The 17,557-nt window shown below is 57.4% G+C and carries 13 protein-coding genes; 7 read left to right on the top strand and 6 right to left on the bottom strand.

The window, feature by feature from the left end; translation table 11 throughout:
- Nucleotides 1-20: 20 nt before the first annotated feature.
- From gatB to ACYQ15_RS13455, 4 genes are all read right to left on the bottom strand, one after another.
- Complete coding sequence (gatB, locus tag ACYQ15_RS13470; RefSeq protein ID WP_459938022.1) at nt 21-1,451, bottom strand: Asp-tRNA(Asn)/Glu-tRNA(Gln) amidotransferase subunit GatB; 1,431 nt, start codon at nt 1,449-1,451, stop codon at nt 21-23.
- Nucleotides 1,452-1,857: 406 nt separating this feature from the next.
- Nucleotides 1,858-3,678 (bottom strand): ARMT1-like domain-containing protein, encoded by a 1,821-nt coding sequence (locus ACYQ15_RS13465; protein WP_459938021.1) that lies wholly within the window; start codon nt 3,676-3,678, stop codon nt 1,858-1,860.
- 1 nt (nt 3,679) lies between these two features.
- The gene (locus ACYQ15_RS13460) at nt 3,680-4,585 is read right to left on the bottom strand and encodes an NAD(+)/NADH kinase (RefSeq protein WP_459938020.1); all 906 of its coding nucleotides are present in this window, start codon (nt 4,583-4,585) and stop codon (nt 3,680-3,682) included.
- Between the two features lie 15 nt (nt 4,586-4,600).
- Nucleotides 4,601-4,852 (bottom strand): hypothetical protein, encoded by a 252-nt coding sequence (locus ACYQ15_RS13455; RefSeq protein WP_459938019.1) that lies wholly within the window; start codon nt 4,850-4,852, stop codon nt 4,601-4,603.
- 154 nt (nt 4,853-5,006) lie between these two features.
- Here ACYQ15_RS13455 and ACYQ15_RS13450 point away from each other — a divergent pair, with 154 nt between their 5' ends.
- On the top strand, nt 5,007-5,510 hold the full coding sequence (locus tag ACYQ15_RS13450) for a CinA family protein (protein ID WP_459938018.1): 504 nt from the start codon (nt 5,007-5,009) through the stop codon (nt 5,508-5,510).
- An 81-nt stretch (nt 5,511-5,591) separates the two neighbouring features.
- Here the strand turns inward: ACYQ15_RS13450 and ACYQ15_RS13445 are convergent, their stop codons facing one another.
- A complete protein-coding gene (locus tag ACYQ15_RS13445) occupies nt 5,592-6,380 on the bottom strand; it encodes an HD-GYP domain-containing protein (RefSeq protein ID WP_459938017.1) in 789 nt (262 codons plus the stop codon).
- Between the two features lie 136 nt (nt 6,381-6,516).
- On the opposite strand from ACYQ15_RS13445, the gene ACYQ15_RS13440 reads away from it, so the two are divergent.
- From ACYQ15_RS13440 to ACYQ15_RS13430, 3 genes are all read left to right on the top strand, one after another.
- The gene (locus ACYQ15_RS13440; RefSeq protein ID WP_459938016.1) at nt 6,517-6,786 is read left to right on the top strand and encodes a hypothetical protein; all 270 of its coding nucleotides are present in this window, start codon (nt 6,517-6,519) and stop codon (nt 6,784-6,786) included.
- Between the two features lie 272 nt (nt 6,787-7,058).
- Entirely contained in the window at nt 7,059-9,641 is a 2,583-nt protein-coding gene (locus ACYQ15_RS13435; RefSeq protein ID WP_459938015.1) for a M16 family metallopeptidase, read from the top strand.
- Nucleotides 9,642-9,700: 59 nt separating this feature from the next.
- On the top strand, nt 9,701-10,342 hold the full coding sequence (locus ACYQ15_RS13430) for a YkgJ family cysteine cluster protein (RefSeq protein ID WP_459938014.1): 642 nt from the start codon (nt 9,701-9,703) through the stop codon (nt 10,340-10,342).
- Between the two features lie 264 nt (nt 10,343-10,606).
- On the opposite strand, the gene ACYQ15_RS13425 is transcribed toward ACYQ15_RS13430, so the two are convergent.
- The gene (locus ACYQ15_RS13425; protein WP_459938013.1) at nt 10,607-12,166 is read right to left on the bottom strand and encodes a sigma 54-interacting transcriptional regulator; all 1,560 of its coding nucleotides are present in this window, start codon (nt 12,164-12,166) and stop codon (nt 10,607-10,609) included.
- Between the two features lie 281 nt (nt 12,167-12,447).
- On the opposite strand from ACYQ15_RS13425, the gene ACYQ15_RS13420 reads away from it, so the two are divergent.
- The 3 genes from ACYQ15_RS13420 to ACYQ15_RS13410 all read left to right on the top strand — a co-directional run bounded on the left by ACYQ15_RS13420 (nt 12,448) and on the right by ACYQ15_RS13410 (nt 17,112).
- A complete protein-coding gene (locus ACYQ15_RS13420) occupies nt 12,448-12,747 on the top strand; it encodes a hypothetical protein (RefSeq protein ID WP_459938012.1) in 300 nt (99 codons plus the stop codon).
- A 100-nt stretch (nt 12,748-12,847) separates the two neighbouring features.
- Nucleotides 12,848-13,969: an efflux RND transporter periplasmic adaptor subunit gene (locus tag ACYQ15_RS13415; protein ID WP_459938011.1), complete on the top strand. Its 1,122-nt coding sequence runs from the start codon at nt 12,848-12,850 to the stop codon at nt 13,967-13,969.
- Nucleotides 13,969-17,112 (top strand): efflux RND transporter permease subunit, encoded by a 3,144-nt coding sequence (locus ACYQ15_RS13410; RefSeq protein WP_459938010.1) that lies wholly within the window; start codon nt 13,969-13,971, stop codon nt 17,110-17,112. Before ACYQ15_RS13415 ends, ACYQ15_RS13410 begins: the two co-directional genes overlap by 1 nt.
- Nucleotides 17,113-17,557: the final 445 nt, after the last annotated feature.

Below are 17,557 nucleotides of genomic sequence, written 5' to 3'. Positions count from 1 at the left end.
GTCATATTGAGCACTTACGATTATTGCAACTTCTCCAGGATCAGCCTGTTCACCATGTCCGGGTTGGCCTGGCCTTTGGTCTGACGCATGACCTGACCGACAAAGAATCCCATCAGCTTGGTCTTACCGTTCTTGTAGGCCTCAACCTCCTTGGGATTCGCCGCAAGAATCTTGTCCACCTCGGCTTCCAGGGCGCCGCTGTCGGAAATCTGGGTCAAGCCTTTGCGCTCCACGATGGATTGCGGTGAATCCTTCGTGGCAAAGATTTCCGGAAATATCTGCTTGGCAATGCTCGTGCTGATCTTGCCGAAATCGATCATGGCCAGCAACTCTGCCAGGTACTCTGGGGTCAGCGGCGATTGCGCGGCTGTAATCTTGGCCTGGTTCAATTCGCGCAACAGATCGGTCAGCATCCAGTTGCAGGTTTTTTGCGGTTCCGGACCCAGTCTGACTACGGCTTCGAAATATTCCGCCAGATCCTTTTCAGCGGTCAATGTCTGGGCCGCGGAAGCCGGAAGGCCGTGCTCGGAGATGAAACGGGCTTCCCTGGCTTGCGGCAATTCCGGGATGGACTGCCGCAGCGCATCCAGTTGCTCCTCCCGGACCAGCACGGGCACGAGATCGGGATCGGGAAAGTAGCGGTAGTCGTGGGCTTCTTCCTTGCCGCGCATGGAAACGGTGATGCCCTTGTCCACATCATAGAGCCTGGTTTCCTGAACGACCTTTTCCCCATCCTCCAGAAGCGCGGCCTGCCGGGCGATTTCATATTCGATCGCCTTGTGCACATGGCGAAAGGAGTTGAGGTTTTTCAGTTCTGTGCGCGTTCCAAGTTCCGTCTCGCCCTTGGGGCGGATGGATATGTTGGCGTCGCAGCGAAAACTCCCCTCCTCCATGTTCCCGTCGCAGATTTCCAGGTAGACCAGAATGGACCGCAATGCCTTGAGATAGGCCACGGCTTCGTCGGCACTGCGCAGATCAGGTTCGCTGACGATCTCGATCAGCGGCACCCCGGTGCGGTTCAAATCCACAAAGCTCTTGTTCTCCGTTGCAGAATGGATGGATTTCCCCGCGTCCTCTTCCATGTGGATGCGCGTAATGCCGATGGTCTTCTCCACGCCGTCCACAGCGATTCGCAAGTGGCCATGTTCCGCCAGCGGCAGTTCGTATTGGGAAATCTGATAGGCCTTGGGCAGGTCTGGATAAAAGTAGTTCTTGCGGGCGAAAATGGAACGGTTGTTGACCCTGCATTGGACCGCCAAGGCCATTTTGAGCGCGTATTCCACGGCTGTCCGGTTGAGCACCGGCAGCACTCCGGGCATGCCCGTGCAGACCGGACATACGTTGGAATTGGGTTCCCGACCGAACTGCGTGGAACAGCCACAGAAAATCTTCGTCCGGGTGCGCAACTGCGCATGCACCTCCAGGCCGATCACGGCTTCATATGCGGACACGACGCGACTCCTTTGTCGTTCATGGTTGAATCATGCGAATCGAAAACTGAAATTGGATGGATCCCGGCGCTGGATTCACGTCTTTGCGGAGATGACTTGTCATGCCGGTCCCGAATCGTAACTACTCAGCAATTCATATGACAAACTTGGATTGTTCCGGCTTGTCTCGATTTTTTGGCATTGCCTGTCTGACTGAGCCAGGATTCGTTCATCGAACCATTGCCAAAGGCCTGAAGCGCCAATGGATGTTTATTTGAGCAATGGTTCGATGTTACGAAGCCGGCAAAGGAGATGCGAGGCCAAAAAATCGAGACAAGCCGGAACGAAGCTGAATAGTTACCTCGAATCAAGGAATGGAAACGCAAAGCTGAAAAAATGGCCCCGTGGATGAGCAGTTGCCACACGGCTACCGCCAGTTCCGTTCCAGACTGATATCAAAATACTTGCCCACGCCATACTCCCTGCGCCGGAAAAACTTGGCCGGATCCGGGCCGATGATCTGCAGTTCCGGGTGCTTTTTCTGCATGTCCAGGGCAATGGTCATTTCCTTGGTGCAGCCGGTGGAGTACGTGGCGTCCTTGCCGTTCCAGACCGCGGGCATTTTCTGACCAAGCAGCTCGAAGCTGCGCTCAATATCCTCCACCGTCTGGAAGCGCCAGACATCGATGAACCCGCTGCGCTGAACCTTTTCCCACATGTACATCAAATCGTCTCCGTCCATGCCCGGCCTGAAATGCTCGGCGGGGTTGATGATCAGGCACTGCTCCAGCCGGGAGCGCAGATAGGAGACAAAGGTGTTCAAGACGGAAATTGCCACTTTGGTCTGCCCGGGAATGGATCCGATAATGGCGCTGTAAAAGATGACGGTCTTGCCTTCCGCCCTGGCCAATCGCATCGATTCAATCAGCTTTTCGGCCATGAGCAGCAGTTCCCTCTCGGTAACATGGCGAATGCGCTCCGAACGGGATTTGCAATAAAAGTGCATTTCTTTCTGCTCATTTCGATGAAACGATACAATATCTCTCGTGAATCCCTGGTTCACGGCGATCAGGCGGCGATAATTCGAAGCTCCATTGGCCATGATCAGGTGCGATTCCTTCCAGGCCCGGGCGAACGTCAGGCTGGTCCGGTAGAGATTCAACCGTTCCCGTGTGCCGTCGGAAATGACCAGGAGCTGGTTCTCGCGAATGCGTTTGAGCAACTCGTTCTTTGATACCTGGGTATCAGTGAGAAAATACGCACCGTCCAGACATTCCGCGAGTACTGGATCATTGTCCTGATCCCAGATTGTCGGCATCATGAAATCGAAGCCTTCACGCAATGCAAGAATCACCCGGTGCCCTTGCCGGATCAGGGAGCGCACGATCAGGATGTCGAAGATCACGGCCCCGCTTTCACCTGGCAAATAGAGAATCTTCAACGCGTCATGGCGTTTTTGGAACAAGTATTCCCGCAATTTCTCGAACTCCGGCCAGGGAGCATCCATTTCATCGACAAGAGCCTGGGCGTCAGGCTGAATTTCCTTGGACTCCCAAACCGGAATCACATCCGACCACTCGGCAACGGTCTTGTGCAGCCGAAACTCCTTGGCTTCCCAAATGCCGCAAAGCGTAGCGAGGCGCACAAGACGCTTCAATTCCAGCAGATCAAGATCTTCGCGGAGCTGTTCCATGCTTGTGCAGGCAATGAGTTCTCCGGGACAGGCACTGGTGATCTGACGGTACAAAGCGGTCTGGGTAAAGGCGTAGGCCCGGGCATTTGCCCGGCGTTTTTGATCCCGCAAGGGATCATCCAGTCCGCTGTAGCTCATGTAAATCGTCAACATCCATTTGAGCAGCCGGGAAGGGATGACAATGGAGGAATGCAGAGCCGATCGGAATTTGTAGCGGCACAGGGCAGTAATCTTGCGGCGCAGATATGGGTCGGCGATCTGGTCTTGAATCAACCGAAAGATGCTCCTCCAGTGCTTTGTATATTCAACCCGCAACTCCGGGGCAATTTCGTGTTTCAGCAAATGACTCAACATCGAATCAGTGCATGCGGGAAAGAATTGGTCCTCATCCAGATCCACCATGAAGCGAATCTGTTCTGGAGAAGCGTTCTTGTCCGGGCTGGTGGCGTGATCCAGGTTGTTTTCAGTGAGAAAGTGCAGGATCCAGGCATCCAGACGTGGGTCGTGCCCCAGTCGAATCTCCTGGGATGAGGCAACATGCTGTTGAGGTAACACGTCAGCTTTCCTGTAGAAAACCTTTGGCCCGGAGCTTCTGGAAATACGAGTGGCCGGAGGATGTCACGAGATTCATCCTGGATTGGGATCTGGTGACGTACACCTGATCACCCCTTGTGAGCGGATATCCGGATTGTCCGTCCAACGTCAGGAAAGCCTCCATGGTGTCCTCGTCTATCCGGACTTGGATTGTCCGATCCGCAGGAAAGACAAACGGCTTGATCTCCGTAAGAAACGAACAGATAGGGGTTGTACAGATCACGTCCATTTCCGGATACACCAGCGGGCCGCCGGCGGAATAGGAGTAGGCGGAAGAGCCGGTGGGCGTGGAGAGGATCAGTCCGTCGGCCCGCAGTGCGGCAATACGTTCGTCCTCGAAAAAGAGTTCCAGGTTGATCAGTCTGGCCAGTCTTCCTCGCCCGACAACAATGTCGTTGGCGACGAGGGTTGAAAGCATGGTCCGGCCGTCACGGATCAACCGCACATCAAGAAGCATTCGGGAAGAAATCATTGCTCCATGCTTGAAAATCGCATCCAGCATAGGCTGCCAGGAATCTTTGGAGCATTCCGTGAGAAAACCGACCCGTGCGAAATTGATCCCCAAGATGGCGATATCATTCGAGGCCAGCTTCCGGATAACGCTGATCATGGTTCCGTCGCCGCCAAGGACGAGAATCAGTGTCGGCAAGGGCCAGGACCGCGGCAGACAGGACGCAAGATCGTCGATGTTTTCCGATACGCTGTTCACGACACCGCGTTCGGACAGCCATTCGGAAATTTCCCCGGCAAGTTTCAATGCCTCGACATGGTGGCGTTTCGCCACAAGAAGAACCGAGCCGGGATGAAAGCTATTCATGTCTCGTTCCTGAATATGTTCCGGAACATGGACGGCCTTGGTGACGTTCATCGATGATCAATCGCATCAGAAGAAACCTGAACTTATAAAAAAATAGCGGTAACTATTCAGCACATACGGCGCATGACCATTCTTCAGAACTGGATTCCGGCTTTCGCCGGAATGACAAATCGGAGCAAACCGTTCTTGTTGGTCATACCGGCGCAGGCCGGCGCTGACGCTATCCAGGTCTTTTCTCCGGCACTGCTGAGTAGTTACAAATAGCGAAATATTTTGATTGCCTCTGCCGTGCGCCGTCCCCAGGATTGCGCGTTGCACGGAAAGCTCTTACCCTTTACCCCATCATGGATCAAGAACGGGTTGGCGGGGCGGCTTGTTGAAAATAAACATCGCACTGATCGACCAAACATCGTACTGATCGACCATGAACGGCCGGATCATAAGCCGATTCACACTGGAAGGGAGTTCGTCAATGGCGAAAATATGTGAGGAAGGGCACGAAAAGCTGATCCTGGAATTGGGGCAAATCCTGAAGGATCGCGGCGTCATGTTGGCCGCGGCGGAATCCTGCACAGGAGGATTGGTCGCCCACCTGGCTACAAACATTTCCGGAAGCTCCCAGTGGTTTGCCGGAGCTGTAGTGGCTTATGCAAACCAGGTCAAAAGCAGGGTGCTGAACGTGCCTGAAGCCGTCATCGCAGCCCGGGGCGCGGTCAGCCGGGAAGTGGTTCTGGCCATGGCCTCCGGCGCCCGGCAACTGCTGAACGTCCAGGCGGCTCTTGCCGTCTCCGGCATCGCCGGACCCGACGGAGGAACGCCCGACAAGCCGGTAGGCACCGTCTGGATGGCTTGGTCCTATCAAGTAACCCAGCACAGTGCATGTCTTCATTTCTCCGGTTCGCGCTTGGAAATCAAACAGCAATCAGCCCTGGCGGCCCTGAAGGGGATGCTTGAGATGCTGCGGGAAAAAAACTGAGCTGGGACACGTTTGTCACGGCCCCCAATTTTCTGGATTCGGCCTGATGCGATCAGCCGGTCGCACCTGCTCGGCAAAAGATCATTCCAACCCGTTTTCCCGAACTTCCTCACAAAAGACTCGCACAACTTCCGGATCAAGATGCGTTCCGGCAATCGCCTCAAGGATCTCCAGTCCTTCCTGCATGGACTTTCCTTTCTTGTATGGCCGGTCCGTGGTAATTGCGTCAAAAGTGTCGGCCACGGCCACGATCCTGGCCCAAAAGGGTATTGTTTCGCCTCTCCTCCCTTCGGGATAGCCCGAACCATCCAAACGTTCATGATGATAGCGGATGATATCCTGCACAGGGTCAAGAAAATCCAGCCACTGAAGAATTGAACAGCCGATTTCCGGGTGCGCTTTGACGGCCTGCAGCATTTCCGAAGAAGATCGGCAATCTTCACTGCTGAACAAGGCGTCAGGAAAGCTGAACTTCCCTATGTCATGCAGCATGGCGCCCAGATAGATGTATTCCATTTCCTCCATGGACAAACCAAGTCGACGCGCAATCCGCATGGCATACCCGGCGGTACGCTGTTCATGGCCTTCGGTGTAGGGATCACGGGCTCCGAGGGCCGAGGACATGGAGAGGATGAAGCTGGTGACGGCCCGCTTGAATTTTTGGTTGCCCTCCCTGATCTCCTCCAGGTCCATCAGGATGCGCTGCTCTCTGGCTTCCACCTTGACCATCATCATGCCCATGGCTTCTGCGAGCCGGCGAACCATCTCCGGTTGATCCTTCGTGCAAAATTTGAACAAGTCGTTACTGTATTCGCCACGGGCAATATTTTCCATGACCCGTATCAACTCATCCACGGCATTCCGGTCCATTGACCCCCCTACAATAACAGCAGATATGGTTGAACCTTGATTTGACTAGGTGAATCAAGAAACTTACATTGGATGGAGAAAGACGTAAACAAGGCAGCTTGCGTGGTTTATTTGAAACCCTTTTCAAGGAGGAATCATGAGCGTTGATCCCAAGGCACTGCTGGCGAAAATTTCTGAATTCTATCCCGAACTGGAAAAAAGCGGCGTCGACATGTCCACTGAATTCGACGAGAACAAGAAAGCTTGGCTGGTGAAATTGCACAAGGACGGCCATGAACAAATAACCCATATCGAAGAGGAAGATGCGGAAAAGTGCATGCAGGGGGTGGAATGCGTCCATCTAGGCGTTCATGTGGCCGATTTCATCCGTGCCTACTGCCAGATCGGCGGAGTTTGCAAGAGCTGATTCTTCAATTTTTTGCGGTTTCAAAAGGCACAGGCGCTTTCCGTCTGTGCCTTTTTTCAATAACAAAACGTCAGGCATTTACCTGTCAACATTGTCAGCCGTGGCAAAAGGTAAGCTTGCCCTGCGATCACTCCATTTGACCATTCCCAAAACAGCCTTGCGTGGATAAAGTCCGGACCGGCTCGGCTTTGTCCACTCCCGCCTTGCTGTTCCATCATGCCTTGATGGGCCCGTATTCCATTTTTCTTAATCCAGATTCCAGGAGAAAGTTCATGGCGCAACGCCCAAGTCCCAAAGATCATTACCATCAGACTCAGGTCGCCACTCTCGCCAACGGCTTGAACGTGCTCGTCCATGAGGATGATCGATTTCCCCTTGTTGCGATTCGCTTGTTCGTCCGGGCCGGGTCTGCCCATGAACTTCCAGAGCAGGCCGGGATCAGCCACATGCTCGAGCACATGGTTTTCAAGGGCACGTCCAGGCGCGGCAAAGGCCGGGCCGCATCGGAGATTGAATCCGCGGGCGGGGAACTGAATGCGTCAACGGGCTTTGACGCCACTACATACATTATCGATCTGCCGGCCGAACATTGGGCCTTGGGGTTGGACGTACTTCAAGACATGATTTTCAATGCGACCATCGACCCGGACGAACTGGAATCGGAACGTCAGGTAATTCTGTCCGAGATGGAACAGGGCGACGACGATCCGCACCGCCGGATTTTCAAGTCCATTCAGGGAAGCATCTGGGTGGATTCGCCCTATGCCCGGCCTATTATCGGCTATTCGGAAACGGTTCGGCGTATCACTCGCGAGGATATTCTGGATTATATCCGGGATCGATATCAGCCCGCGAACATGTTGCTGGTCCTGTGTGGAGACATCCGAATGGATCAGGTGCTCGGGCAGGTGGAAGTTCTTTTCGGGGGGTTGCTTAATCATGGCGGAACCCGCTCCGTCGCTTCCCTTCCCCGGACTTCGGTCATCCGCCCGCCGATCGTCAAAGTCGAGCAGGGGCCATGGCAGAAGGCATACGTCTCCCTCGCAATCCCCATTCCGGGTTTGCAGGATGTCCACAGCGTAGGCTTGGATGTCCTGGCGCAGATGCTCGGCGGAGACAGGACATCCTTATTGTACCGGACCTTCAAGTACGAGCAAGGCATCGTGGATGTGATTTCGGCCTCGGCCACGACCCTGGATCAAGTCGGGATGTTCTTCATTCAGGCCAGGCTGGATCCCCAGAATATTACCCGGCTCTGGACGGGGCTGCATGAGCTGCTCGGCAGGCTGGACGTCGCCGCATTTCCTCCAGAGGCGTTGAACCGGGCCAAGCTGAACATGGAAGACAGCCTGTTTCAATCCAAGGAGACGTTTTCAGGGCTGGCGTCCAAACTAGGTCATTTCCAGTTCCACGAACACACGTTCAATGCCGAGCAATTCTATCTGCACCTGGTCCGCACCATTGACGCCGAACAGTTGCGGGACCTGATCCGCACCTACATTCGGACGCAAGGCCTTGTCGGCTCGGTGTTCACGCCAAGGCCCGAGGAACTGGAGGCCGCGGAGCTGACTCGGATTTTGGAAGAGAAATGGTCGCCGCAGGAGTCGCCCAGGGCGCACGTCCATTCCGTCGCCACGCAGGCGGAGCGGGAAGTGATCCATCTCAGCCCGGGGCGAACCCTGATCATGCTTCCGGATGCATCCCTTCCCTATACGGCTCTGTCGATGACCTGGAACGGCGGTGATCTATTGCTCAGGCCCGGCGAACAGGGCCTGTCCGAGCTGACGGCGCGGGTCTGGACCAAGGGCACTCGTTCCAAAACCGCGGTGCAGCTGCAGGATTTTCTGGCGGATCGGGCAGCTCGATTAAGTGCCGGCGCTGGATTGGAACATCTTCATCTCAACGTGCATTATCCCAGCAGGTTCAGTACGGAAATGCTCGCCTTTCTGCAGGAACTGATTCACGAACCCGCCTGGGCGCCGGAGGAGCTGGTCAGAGCCAAACAGGAACAGTCCGCGGCCATTGCACGCACCGAAGACAGTGCCGTGGGGTTGGCCTTTCGGCAAACCTTCCCCTTTCTCTTTCCAGAACATCCTTACGGCTACCAGCGATCCGGCACAAGCCAGGGGATCGAGGCCATTGAACGGGAGCAGGTCATGTCTTTCTGGAATCGCCAAAAAGATCGTTCCTGGGTCCTTGCCGTCAGCGGTGACTATGACCGAGATGCCGTTCGAACATTTGCCGAAACCCTTGCCCGCCCCGACGCCATGGCCGCTCCGGCTCCCCCGTCTCCGCGGTGGGGCATGGATCGGGAAATGCTGCTCCAACTCAAGGATCGCAATCAAAGCCATATCCTGGTGATTTTTCCCGTTCCGGGTCTTGGACACGGGCACACCCCAGGACTGAACGTGCTGCGGGAAGTCCTGGCAGGCCAGTCCGGCATTCTCTTTCGTGAGTTGCGGGACGTCCAAGGGCTGGCCTACTCCGTAACCGCATTTCTCTGGCAGGAAACCCATGCCGGGTTCATGGCCTTCTACATCGGCACGTCACCGGAAAAAGAAGCCGTCGCCATCCAGGGATTTCAAGACGTGGTCCAGCATCTCTTCGACAATGAGCAACCCGAATCGGAACTGGAGCGGGCCAAGAATCTGCTCTGGGGGGACTACCAGCGCAATCGGCAACGCTTGATCGTCAGATCCCATGAAACTGCTGAAGAAATCGCCCGGGGCTTCGAAATGGACCATTCCCTGAAACTCATCGAGCAGGCTCGACGGTTGACCATCCAGGACCTGGCATCCCTGATCCAGGAATATCTGCAATGGGACAAGGCCTACCTGGTCAAGGTTCAGCCGTAGCCGAGAATGGACAGTACGACCCAGCCGAAGCCCTTCCGGACATCTTGAGTGCCGATTGCATGAGCCACATGATTCCAGCCTGTCGTCGTTGCGGAACCTGCTGCGTCAAGGGTGGTCCGGCCCTGCACGAGGCGGACCTGGTGCTCTTGAACGACAAGGTCCTGGGCAAGGAGGATCTGTATACGCTCCGCGTGGGGGAGCCGGTCCACGATCAGATCCTGGACCGGGTCGTGCTGCTGGAGGCGGAGTGCATCAAGGTCAGTTCCATGGAAAGGGGAACGACCTGTCGTTTTTACAGTACCGCGTCCGGTTCCTCGTCTTTGGGCCGATGCGCCATTCATCCAGCCAAGCCGCAGGAATGCCTGGCCCTGAAGTGCTGGGACACCGCGGATCTGGCCGCGACAAGCACCCGGCCGCGCATCGAGAGGTTCGACCTTGTGGCCAAGGACAGTGCCCTGGGCGAACTGATCCGCATTCATGAGCAGCGCTGCGCCGTTCCAACTCTTCTGGAGCTTCTGCGCTCGGATCACGCGGATGCATCCGAAGAAATTCACCGGGCCGCGGCCTTTGATGCCGCGCTGCGTTCACTGATCCCGGAACGTTCCGGAGCAGCGCCGGAGCTGCTGCCCTTTCTTCTGGGTAGGCCTTTGGACCAGGTCATCCGAGGATTGCAACGTTGGCTGGGTCTGAAGCATCGTTAACCACGTGTAACTACTCCGCTCTTTATGAAAAACTTGGATTGTTCCGGCTTGTCTCGATTTTTGGCATCGCCTGTCTGACTGAGCCAGGATTCGTTCATCGAACCATTGCCCAGCGCCTGAAGCGCCAATGGTTGTTTATTCGAGCAATGTTCGGTGTTACGAAGCCGGCGAGGGAGTTGCGAGGACGAAAAATCGAGACAAGTCGGAACGAATGCTGAATAGTTACACCGTCGTTGCCCTCTTTTACTTGTAGAAATCCGCTCCTCAACTTCCCCTTTTTCTTCGCTCCACGGCGATGTTCAGCTTCCGCATCTTGCCCCGCAGCGTACTGGGATGAAGCCCCAGCAGTCGGGCTGCGCCGCCGGGGCCGATGATTCTGCCGTCGGTTCGTTCCAACGCCCTGGTGATTATTCGGGACACGGCCAGATCAAAGGGCACAGTCTCCTCCGCCTGATCCACGCCGGAAACCGGTCTTATCGCAACAGGTCCCGCAGGATGCAGTTCCAGGATCAGGTCGCCGGAAACGGGATGAATGGACTGACAGTGGATCAGGGAGCGTTCCACGAGATTCTGCAGTTCCCTCACGTTGCCCGGCCATGCGTGCTGCTTGAGCCGGTCCATGGTCCCGGGCGCGAGCCGGACCTTGCGGGCGATCTTCATTTCCCGGCACTTCTTGGACACGATATAGTCCAATAACGCCGGGATGTCCTGAGGGCGATGGCGCAGGGGCGGGATCATGATCGGAAAGACGTTCAGCCGGAACCAGAGATCCTCGCGAAAGGTTCCATCGCGCACCATCTGCTCCAGATTGCGGTGGGTGGCGCTGACGATGCGCACGTTCACGGGAATGGTCTGCGTCCCGCCGACGCGTTCGATCTCCCGTTGCTGCAGAACCCGCAGCAGTTTGACCTGAGCACCGGGGCTGAGTTCCCCGATTTCATCCAGAAAGATGGTTCCTCCCTGAGCCCGCTCGAACCGGCCGCGCTTCAAAGCCAGGGCTCCGGTGAAAGCGCCTTTTTCGTGACCGAACAGTTCGCTGTCCAGCAGACTTTCCGGCAGGCCGCCACAGTTGACCTTCACGAAAGGCCCCTTGTGCCGCGGCGAGACCATGTGCAGGGCATGGGCCAGCAATTCCTTGCCCGTACCGGTTTCTCCCAACAGCAACACCGGGCTTTCCAGCGGACCGACCTGACGGACCAACTGCATCACTTCCCGCAAACCCAGATCAGCGCCGATAATCTTGTCTCCGGCAACATTGCGCAACTCGCTGGACAGATACCGGTTGTCGTCCTCGAGCATCTCCTTGAGCCGGACGACTTCCTGGTATTGAAGCGCATTGGCCACGGCAATGGCGAAGGGTTCATTGAGCGTGTTCATCAGCCGGGCGTGTCGTTCCTCGTACCGGTTGCGCCCCTGAACCCCCAGCACCAGGATGCCTATCCGCCGCGACTCCAGTGCCAGGTCGGTTCGCAACAGGGAAACGTCTTCCGGCCAGATCATCCTCAACAACGGCAGGATATCCGGCTCCCGGCCACGCCAGTCGTTGATCACCTCGAAGCTGGGCTCGGATCGCCACTGCCTGAGCACGCCGGCCATGGCTCCTTCCGGAACCGCAATGGTGGTCTGCAGGTCCGGCCAATAATCAGGACGGATCCGGACAATGGACCGCAGCACGCGCAGATCCGGATCGAAAAGCCCGATTTGCAGCGAATCCGCCGGGATGTATCCCCGAATGTATTCCAGAGTCCGTTCCATGGCCCGTTGCAGATTCAGGCTGCTGCAAATTCGAAGCGTGGCCTCCCGGAAAAAGACATTTTCATCCATCCTTCCCTCCGCTCAAAGTGTCATATTTGAACAAAACACATCCAGGATCATATTTGATATCGTAATGGTGTCAAATGTGACATAATATTCTGTTGCTATTTTTAACTACTTGTTTTTTCGAGAAATTATTTCTGGCATGATTCATGTTTATCGTGATGTGCGTCAGATCTGAAAAATCGGTCATCATGTCCGATCCGTGCATCCTTTTGCCCTGGAGGCGAGGGTATGCGGGAATCCTGGTTCTGACCATAACCACAGCTTCAATAAAAGGGATAAGCAGTATGGAAATCATTTATGTCAGTCCACTGAACAACGAACACGAACTCAATGCATTGAACGCTGCGCGGGAACTGCTTTCCTCCGGCGCTGAAACAGCTGATTCATTCGAGGTGTGGACATGCGTGGAACGCGAGGGGGACATCGTCATTCTGTTGCCTGGGGATGGTAAACAGGGAGGTGATGCCGGTCCGGAGGAGGGATTGCGAATAGCGGATATTTTTTCTCGCTTCGGCTGGGTCTCTCATACGCACTGGACAAAGGTGAAGAGTGAGACGGCGGACGGGGACCGGAAGCCGGGCTGAGAAGACCGCATTCAGGGACGTGAGTTGGGGATGCCGGGCATGGCGGCAAATGCCGCTGCATTGAAATCAGCAAGTTGTGCGAGCAAAACGGAGGAATTGGATGCAAAGAGGTATTTGCAACATTCAGGTTGGTGCTGCCGTGACAGTATTTTTGTTGCTGGCGTTGGGATTGGCGGGCTGCGGTGAATCGCCTGAACCCGGGCAACGGCAGATGCCTCCCGCGCCGGTCGTGATCATGCACGTCCAGGAGCAGAACGTGGAGGTGATGCGGGATTATCCCGCCCGCGTCCATGGCTCGCGGCAGGTCCAGGTCCGGGCCAGGGTGGAGGGCATCCTTCGCGAACGGCATTACCAGGAGGGACGGATGGTCAGCCAGGGCGAACTGCTGTTCCGGATCGACCCCGAGCGATATGAAATCGCCTTGCGCCGAGCCGAGGCCGACCTGGCGGACGCCCAGGCCAACTTGAGCCATGCTCGACGGGAATGGAACAGGTACTCGGCGCTGTACGCCGAGGCCGCGGTGAGCGAGCTGGAGCGGGACCGGGCCATGACCGAGATGGAACGCGCCCAGGCACGATTCGCGCAGGCCGAAGTGGCCGTGGCCGATGCCCGGCGGAACCTCGGCTACACCGAAGTCCGCGCCCCCGTCGCCGGCCTGACGGACATGGAAAGCCTGTCCGAGGGCAATCTCATCGAATGGGGCGGCCTGCTGACCACCATCACGCAGCACGACCCGGTCCATGTTCGCTTTTCCATGCCCGAAAGCGATGCGACTCTGCTCAATGGAAGCGGTGAGAATCGTGGGCGGGTAAACCTGCTGCTCTCAGACGGCCAAATGCATCCCGTATCCGGAGAAATCGACTTCACCGCCGGCACCATCGACGCCCGGACCGGCACCGTGGCGATTCGGGCGGTTTTCGCCAACCCCGAACAGCATCTGATTCCCGGCCAGTTCGTGCGGGTTCAGATGGCCTTGCAGCATCTTGAAAGGGTATTTCTCGTGCCTGAAAGCGCCATTGGCCAGGGCAGGGAAACCACGCACATTTTTACCGTGGACGCACAGGACACGGCCCGGGCTCGTCCGGTTCGCCTCGGACCGGTGATCAATGGCCGGCAGGTGATCCTGGACGGCCTGCAAAGCGGCGACCGGGTCGTGATCAGCGGTCAGGTGGCGCTGCGCGAGGGCGCGCCGGTGAACATCATCGGCGAGGAGGCCCTGTAATGTTCCGCTTCTTCATTGATCGGCCGATTTTCGCCTCGGTCATCTCCATCATCATTGTCATGGCCGGGGCCGCTGCCCTGCGCATGCTGCCCGTGGAGCAGTATCCGGACGTGGTGCCGCCCCAGATCGTGGTTACGGCCATGTATCCGGGGGCCAGCGCCGAGGTCGTTGCCGCGTCCGTGGCCGCGCCCCTGGAACAGGAAATCAACGGCGTGGACAACATGATCTACATGGAATCCAGCGCTACGGATGCCGGAAGCCTGCGGATCACCGTCTCCTTCGAGATGGGCACGGACCCCGATGTGGCGGCCATCAACGTCAACAACCGTGTCCAGGCGGCCCTGTCCCGGCTGCCGCAACGGGTCCGGGATCTTGGCGTGCGCGTGGAAGCGCGGTCCACGAACATCCTGATGGTTCCGGTAATGTACTCGCCCGGCGGCGAGGAAAGCACCCTGTTCATCAGCAACTACGCCCTGCTCAACGTTCTGGACGAACTGGTGCGCCTGCCCGGAGTGGGCGAAGCTTCCCTATTCGGTTCCCAGGACTATTCCATGCGCATCTGGCTCAACCCCGACAAGATGGCCCAGTACGATCTGGTCCCCTCGGACGTGGCCGCGGCCATCCGCGAACAGAACGCCCAGTTTGCCGCCGGACAGCTCGGCGCGCCGCCTGCCCCGGAAGGACAGGCCTTCACCTTTGCCGTGACCACCGCGGGACAGTTGAACGATGCCCGGGAATTCGAGCGGATCATCCTGCGCTCCGATGCGGACGGGGCCGTTCTGCGCCTGGGCGACGTTGCCCGGGCCGAACTGGGCTCTCAGAACTATGCCTTTTCCGCCACCTACAACGACATGCCCGCCGTGCCCATCGGCATCTACCTCCAGCCCGGCGCCAACGCCCTGGATACGGCCGTCGGCGTGCGCGAAGCCCTGGACGATCTTTCCCAGCGGTTTCCCCCCGGAGTGGATTACACCATCGCTTATGACACCACGGAATTTGTTGAAATTTCCATTCGCGAAGTGATGGTCACCCTGCTCATTGCCGTGGCGCTGGTGATTCTCGTGACCTACCTGTTTTTGCAGCGTTTTCGGGCCACCCTGATTCCCGCCGCGGCGATTCCGGTCTCCCTGATCGGCACCTTTGCCGGGATGCTGGCGCTGGGTTTTTCAGTGAACCTGCTCACCTTGTTCGGCCTGGTGCTTTCCATCGGCATTGTCGTGGACAACGCCATCATCGTCCTCGAAAACGTGGACCGATTGATGCGCGAACAGAACATGCGAGCGAGAGAGGCGGCCATCGAGACCATGAAGCAGGTCTCAGGCGCCGTCGTCTCCTCGACCCTGGTCCTGGTGGCGGTCTTCGTTCCCGTGGCCTTTCTCGGAGGCATGACCGGCGAACTCTACCGCCAGTTCGCGGTGACCATTTCCGTCTCCGTAGTGGTTTCCGGGATCGTGGCCCTGACCCTGACCCCGGCCATGTGCGCGCTGCTGCTGGACCGCAAGACCGGGAAAGCATCCCGCCCCTTCGCCCTGTTCAATTACCTCTTTGACGGGATCACCAGCGTTTACGTTTGGACCGTGGGCAAGGTGCTGCGTCATGCCGTGATCGCTTTTCTGCTCTTTCTCGGCATCACTGCCGGAACAATCTATGCAGTAAGCCTCCTGCCCTCCGGACTGGTGCCCCAGGAAGATCAGGGCGTGGCCATGGTTGTCTATCAGCTGCCCCAGGGCTCGGCCCTGCCCCGGACCGAGGCCGTGCGGCGCACCGCCACCGCGATGCTGACCGGACTGGACGAGGTCCAGGAATTCACCGCCATTGCCGGATTCGACATCTTTGATTCCGCTCTGCGTCCCAACATGGGCCTGGGGTTCGCCAATCTGACCGATTGGCGCGAACGCATGGCTCCAGGCCAGGACGCCATGTCCCTGACGGGACGCATCATGGGCATGGGCATGGGGATTCCCGATGCCAACGTGCTGGCCTTCACCCCGCCGCCCATCCAGGGACTTTCCCTGACCGGCGGGGTGCAGGGCTACCTGGAGATCCGGGACGACTCCTCGCCGCGGGAGATCGAGGCCCTGGCCGCGAATCTGATGACCGCGGCCAATGCCCGGCCCGAACTGGTGAACGCCAGGAGCACCATGGACACCGCCATTCCGAGGTATCATGCCCATGTGGACCGTGAAAAGGCGCGGGCCATGGGCGTACCCATCAACCAGGTCTTCGAGGTCATGCAGAGCACCTTCGGCTCCCTGTACGTCAACGACTTCAGCCTGGCCGGACGCAACTGGCAGGTCAACATGCAGTCCGAAGGGGAATTCCGCAGCAGGCCGGAAGATCTGAACCGGGTCTTCGTGCGCTCGCAATTCGGGGAAATGCTCCCCTTGAGCTCCCTGGTCACTTTGGAACGCAGCCCTGGCCCGGACATCATCAACCGGTTCAACGGCAATGTCGCGGCCAAGTTCTTTGCCGACCCCGCTCCCGGATACACCACGGGACAGGCCAAACAGGCCATGGAAGAGTTGGCTGAGACAATGCTCGATCGCAACAAGCAGCTCGGCTGGATCGGCGAAGCCTATCAGCTGGATGCGGCGGCCGGAGCAGGAGGATTGGCCTTCGGGCTGGGACTGCTGATGGTCTTTCTGATCCTGGCCGCCCAGTACGAACGCTGGACCCTGCCCTTTGCCGTGGCTTCGGCCGTGCCTTTTGGCGTGCTGGGCGCGGCTCTTTCCGGCTTGTGGCGCGGATTTCCCAATGACATCTATTTTCAAATCGGTCTGCTGGTGCTCATCGGCCTGGCCGCGAAAAACGCTATCCTGATCGTGGAGTTCGCGGCCCAGAACAGGCAGGAAAAGGGTCTGTGCGCCTTTGATGCGGCTCTGGCAGCGGCCCGGCAGCGATTCAGGGCGATCATGATGACCGCGCTGACCTTCATCATCGGCTCCCTGCCCCTGGTCTTCGCCACCGGCGCGGGAGCCAACAGCCGCCAGGAAATCGGCATGGTGGTCGTTGGCGGCATGATCTTCGCCAGCTCGCTGGCTCTGCTCTTCGTGCCCCTGTTTTACAAACTGATGGACGATTCCTCCTTCTGGTTTCATAACCGCAAAATGCTCGGCCCAAAGAAGGAGGTCTGTAATGCATAGCCGAACCCTATTCCGTTTTTTCGCGGGATTGCTGGGATTGGCGGCAATGATGCTCAGCGGCTGCGGAGGTTGGGGATAACCACGATGCCAAACTCACCTTCGCACGCACGTAACTATTCAGCATGCTGCAGCCTGCGGAGTATGGCATCGCAGTCGGCGTCGGCGTCGGTATCGGGATCGCAGGCGGAGCCGTACGTAGGTGTTCTTAATATTTTTCGAAACCGATTCCGACCCCGACATCGACCCCGATTGTCGGAGGCAGATCGCACAACATGTACTGAGTAGTTACATTCGTAAGGACGCAGAGGGCAGGAACTGAATGGGGACAGGACATAATTATCAAGAATCTTTCGATTTCGATTTCGATTGTGATTCGATTGCGATGGCGATTTGATTTCGGTTGGACTACGATGGCGGGGCGTTGATACGGCTACTTGTCCAGGAA

Source organism: Desulfonatronum parangueonense (genome assembly GCF_054656975.1).
Note: the sequence above shows the minus strand (reverse complement) of the source record. Positions and strands in the feature narration are given on the sequence as shown.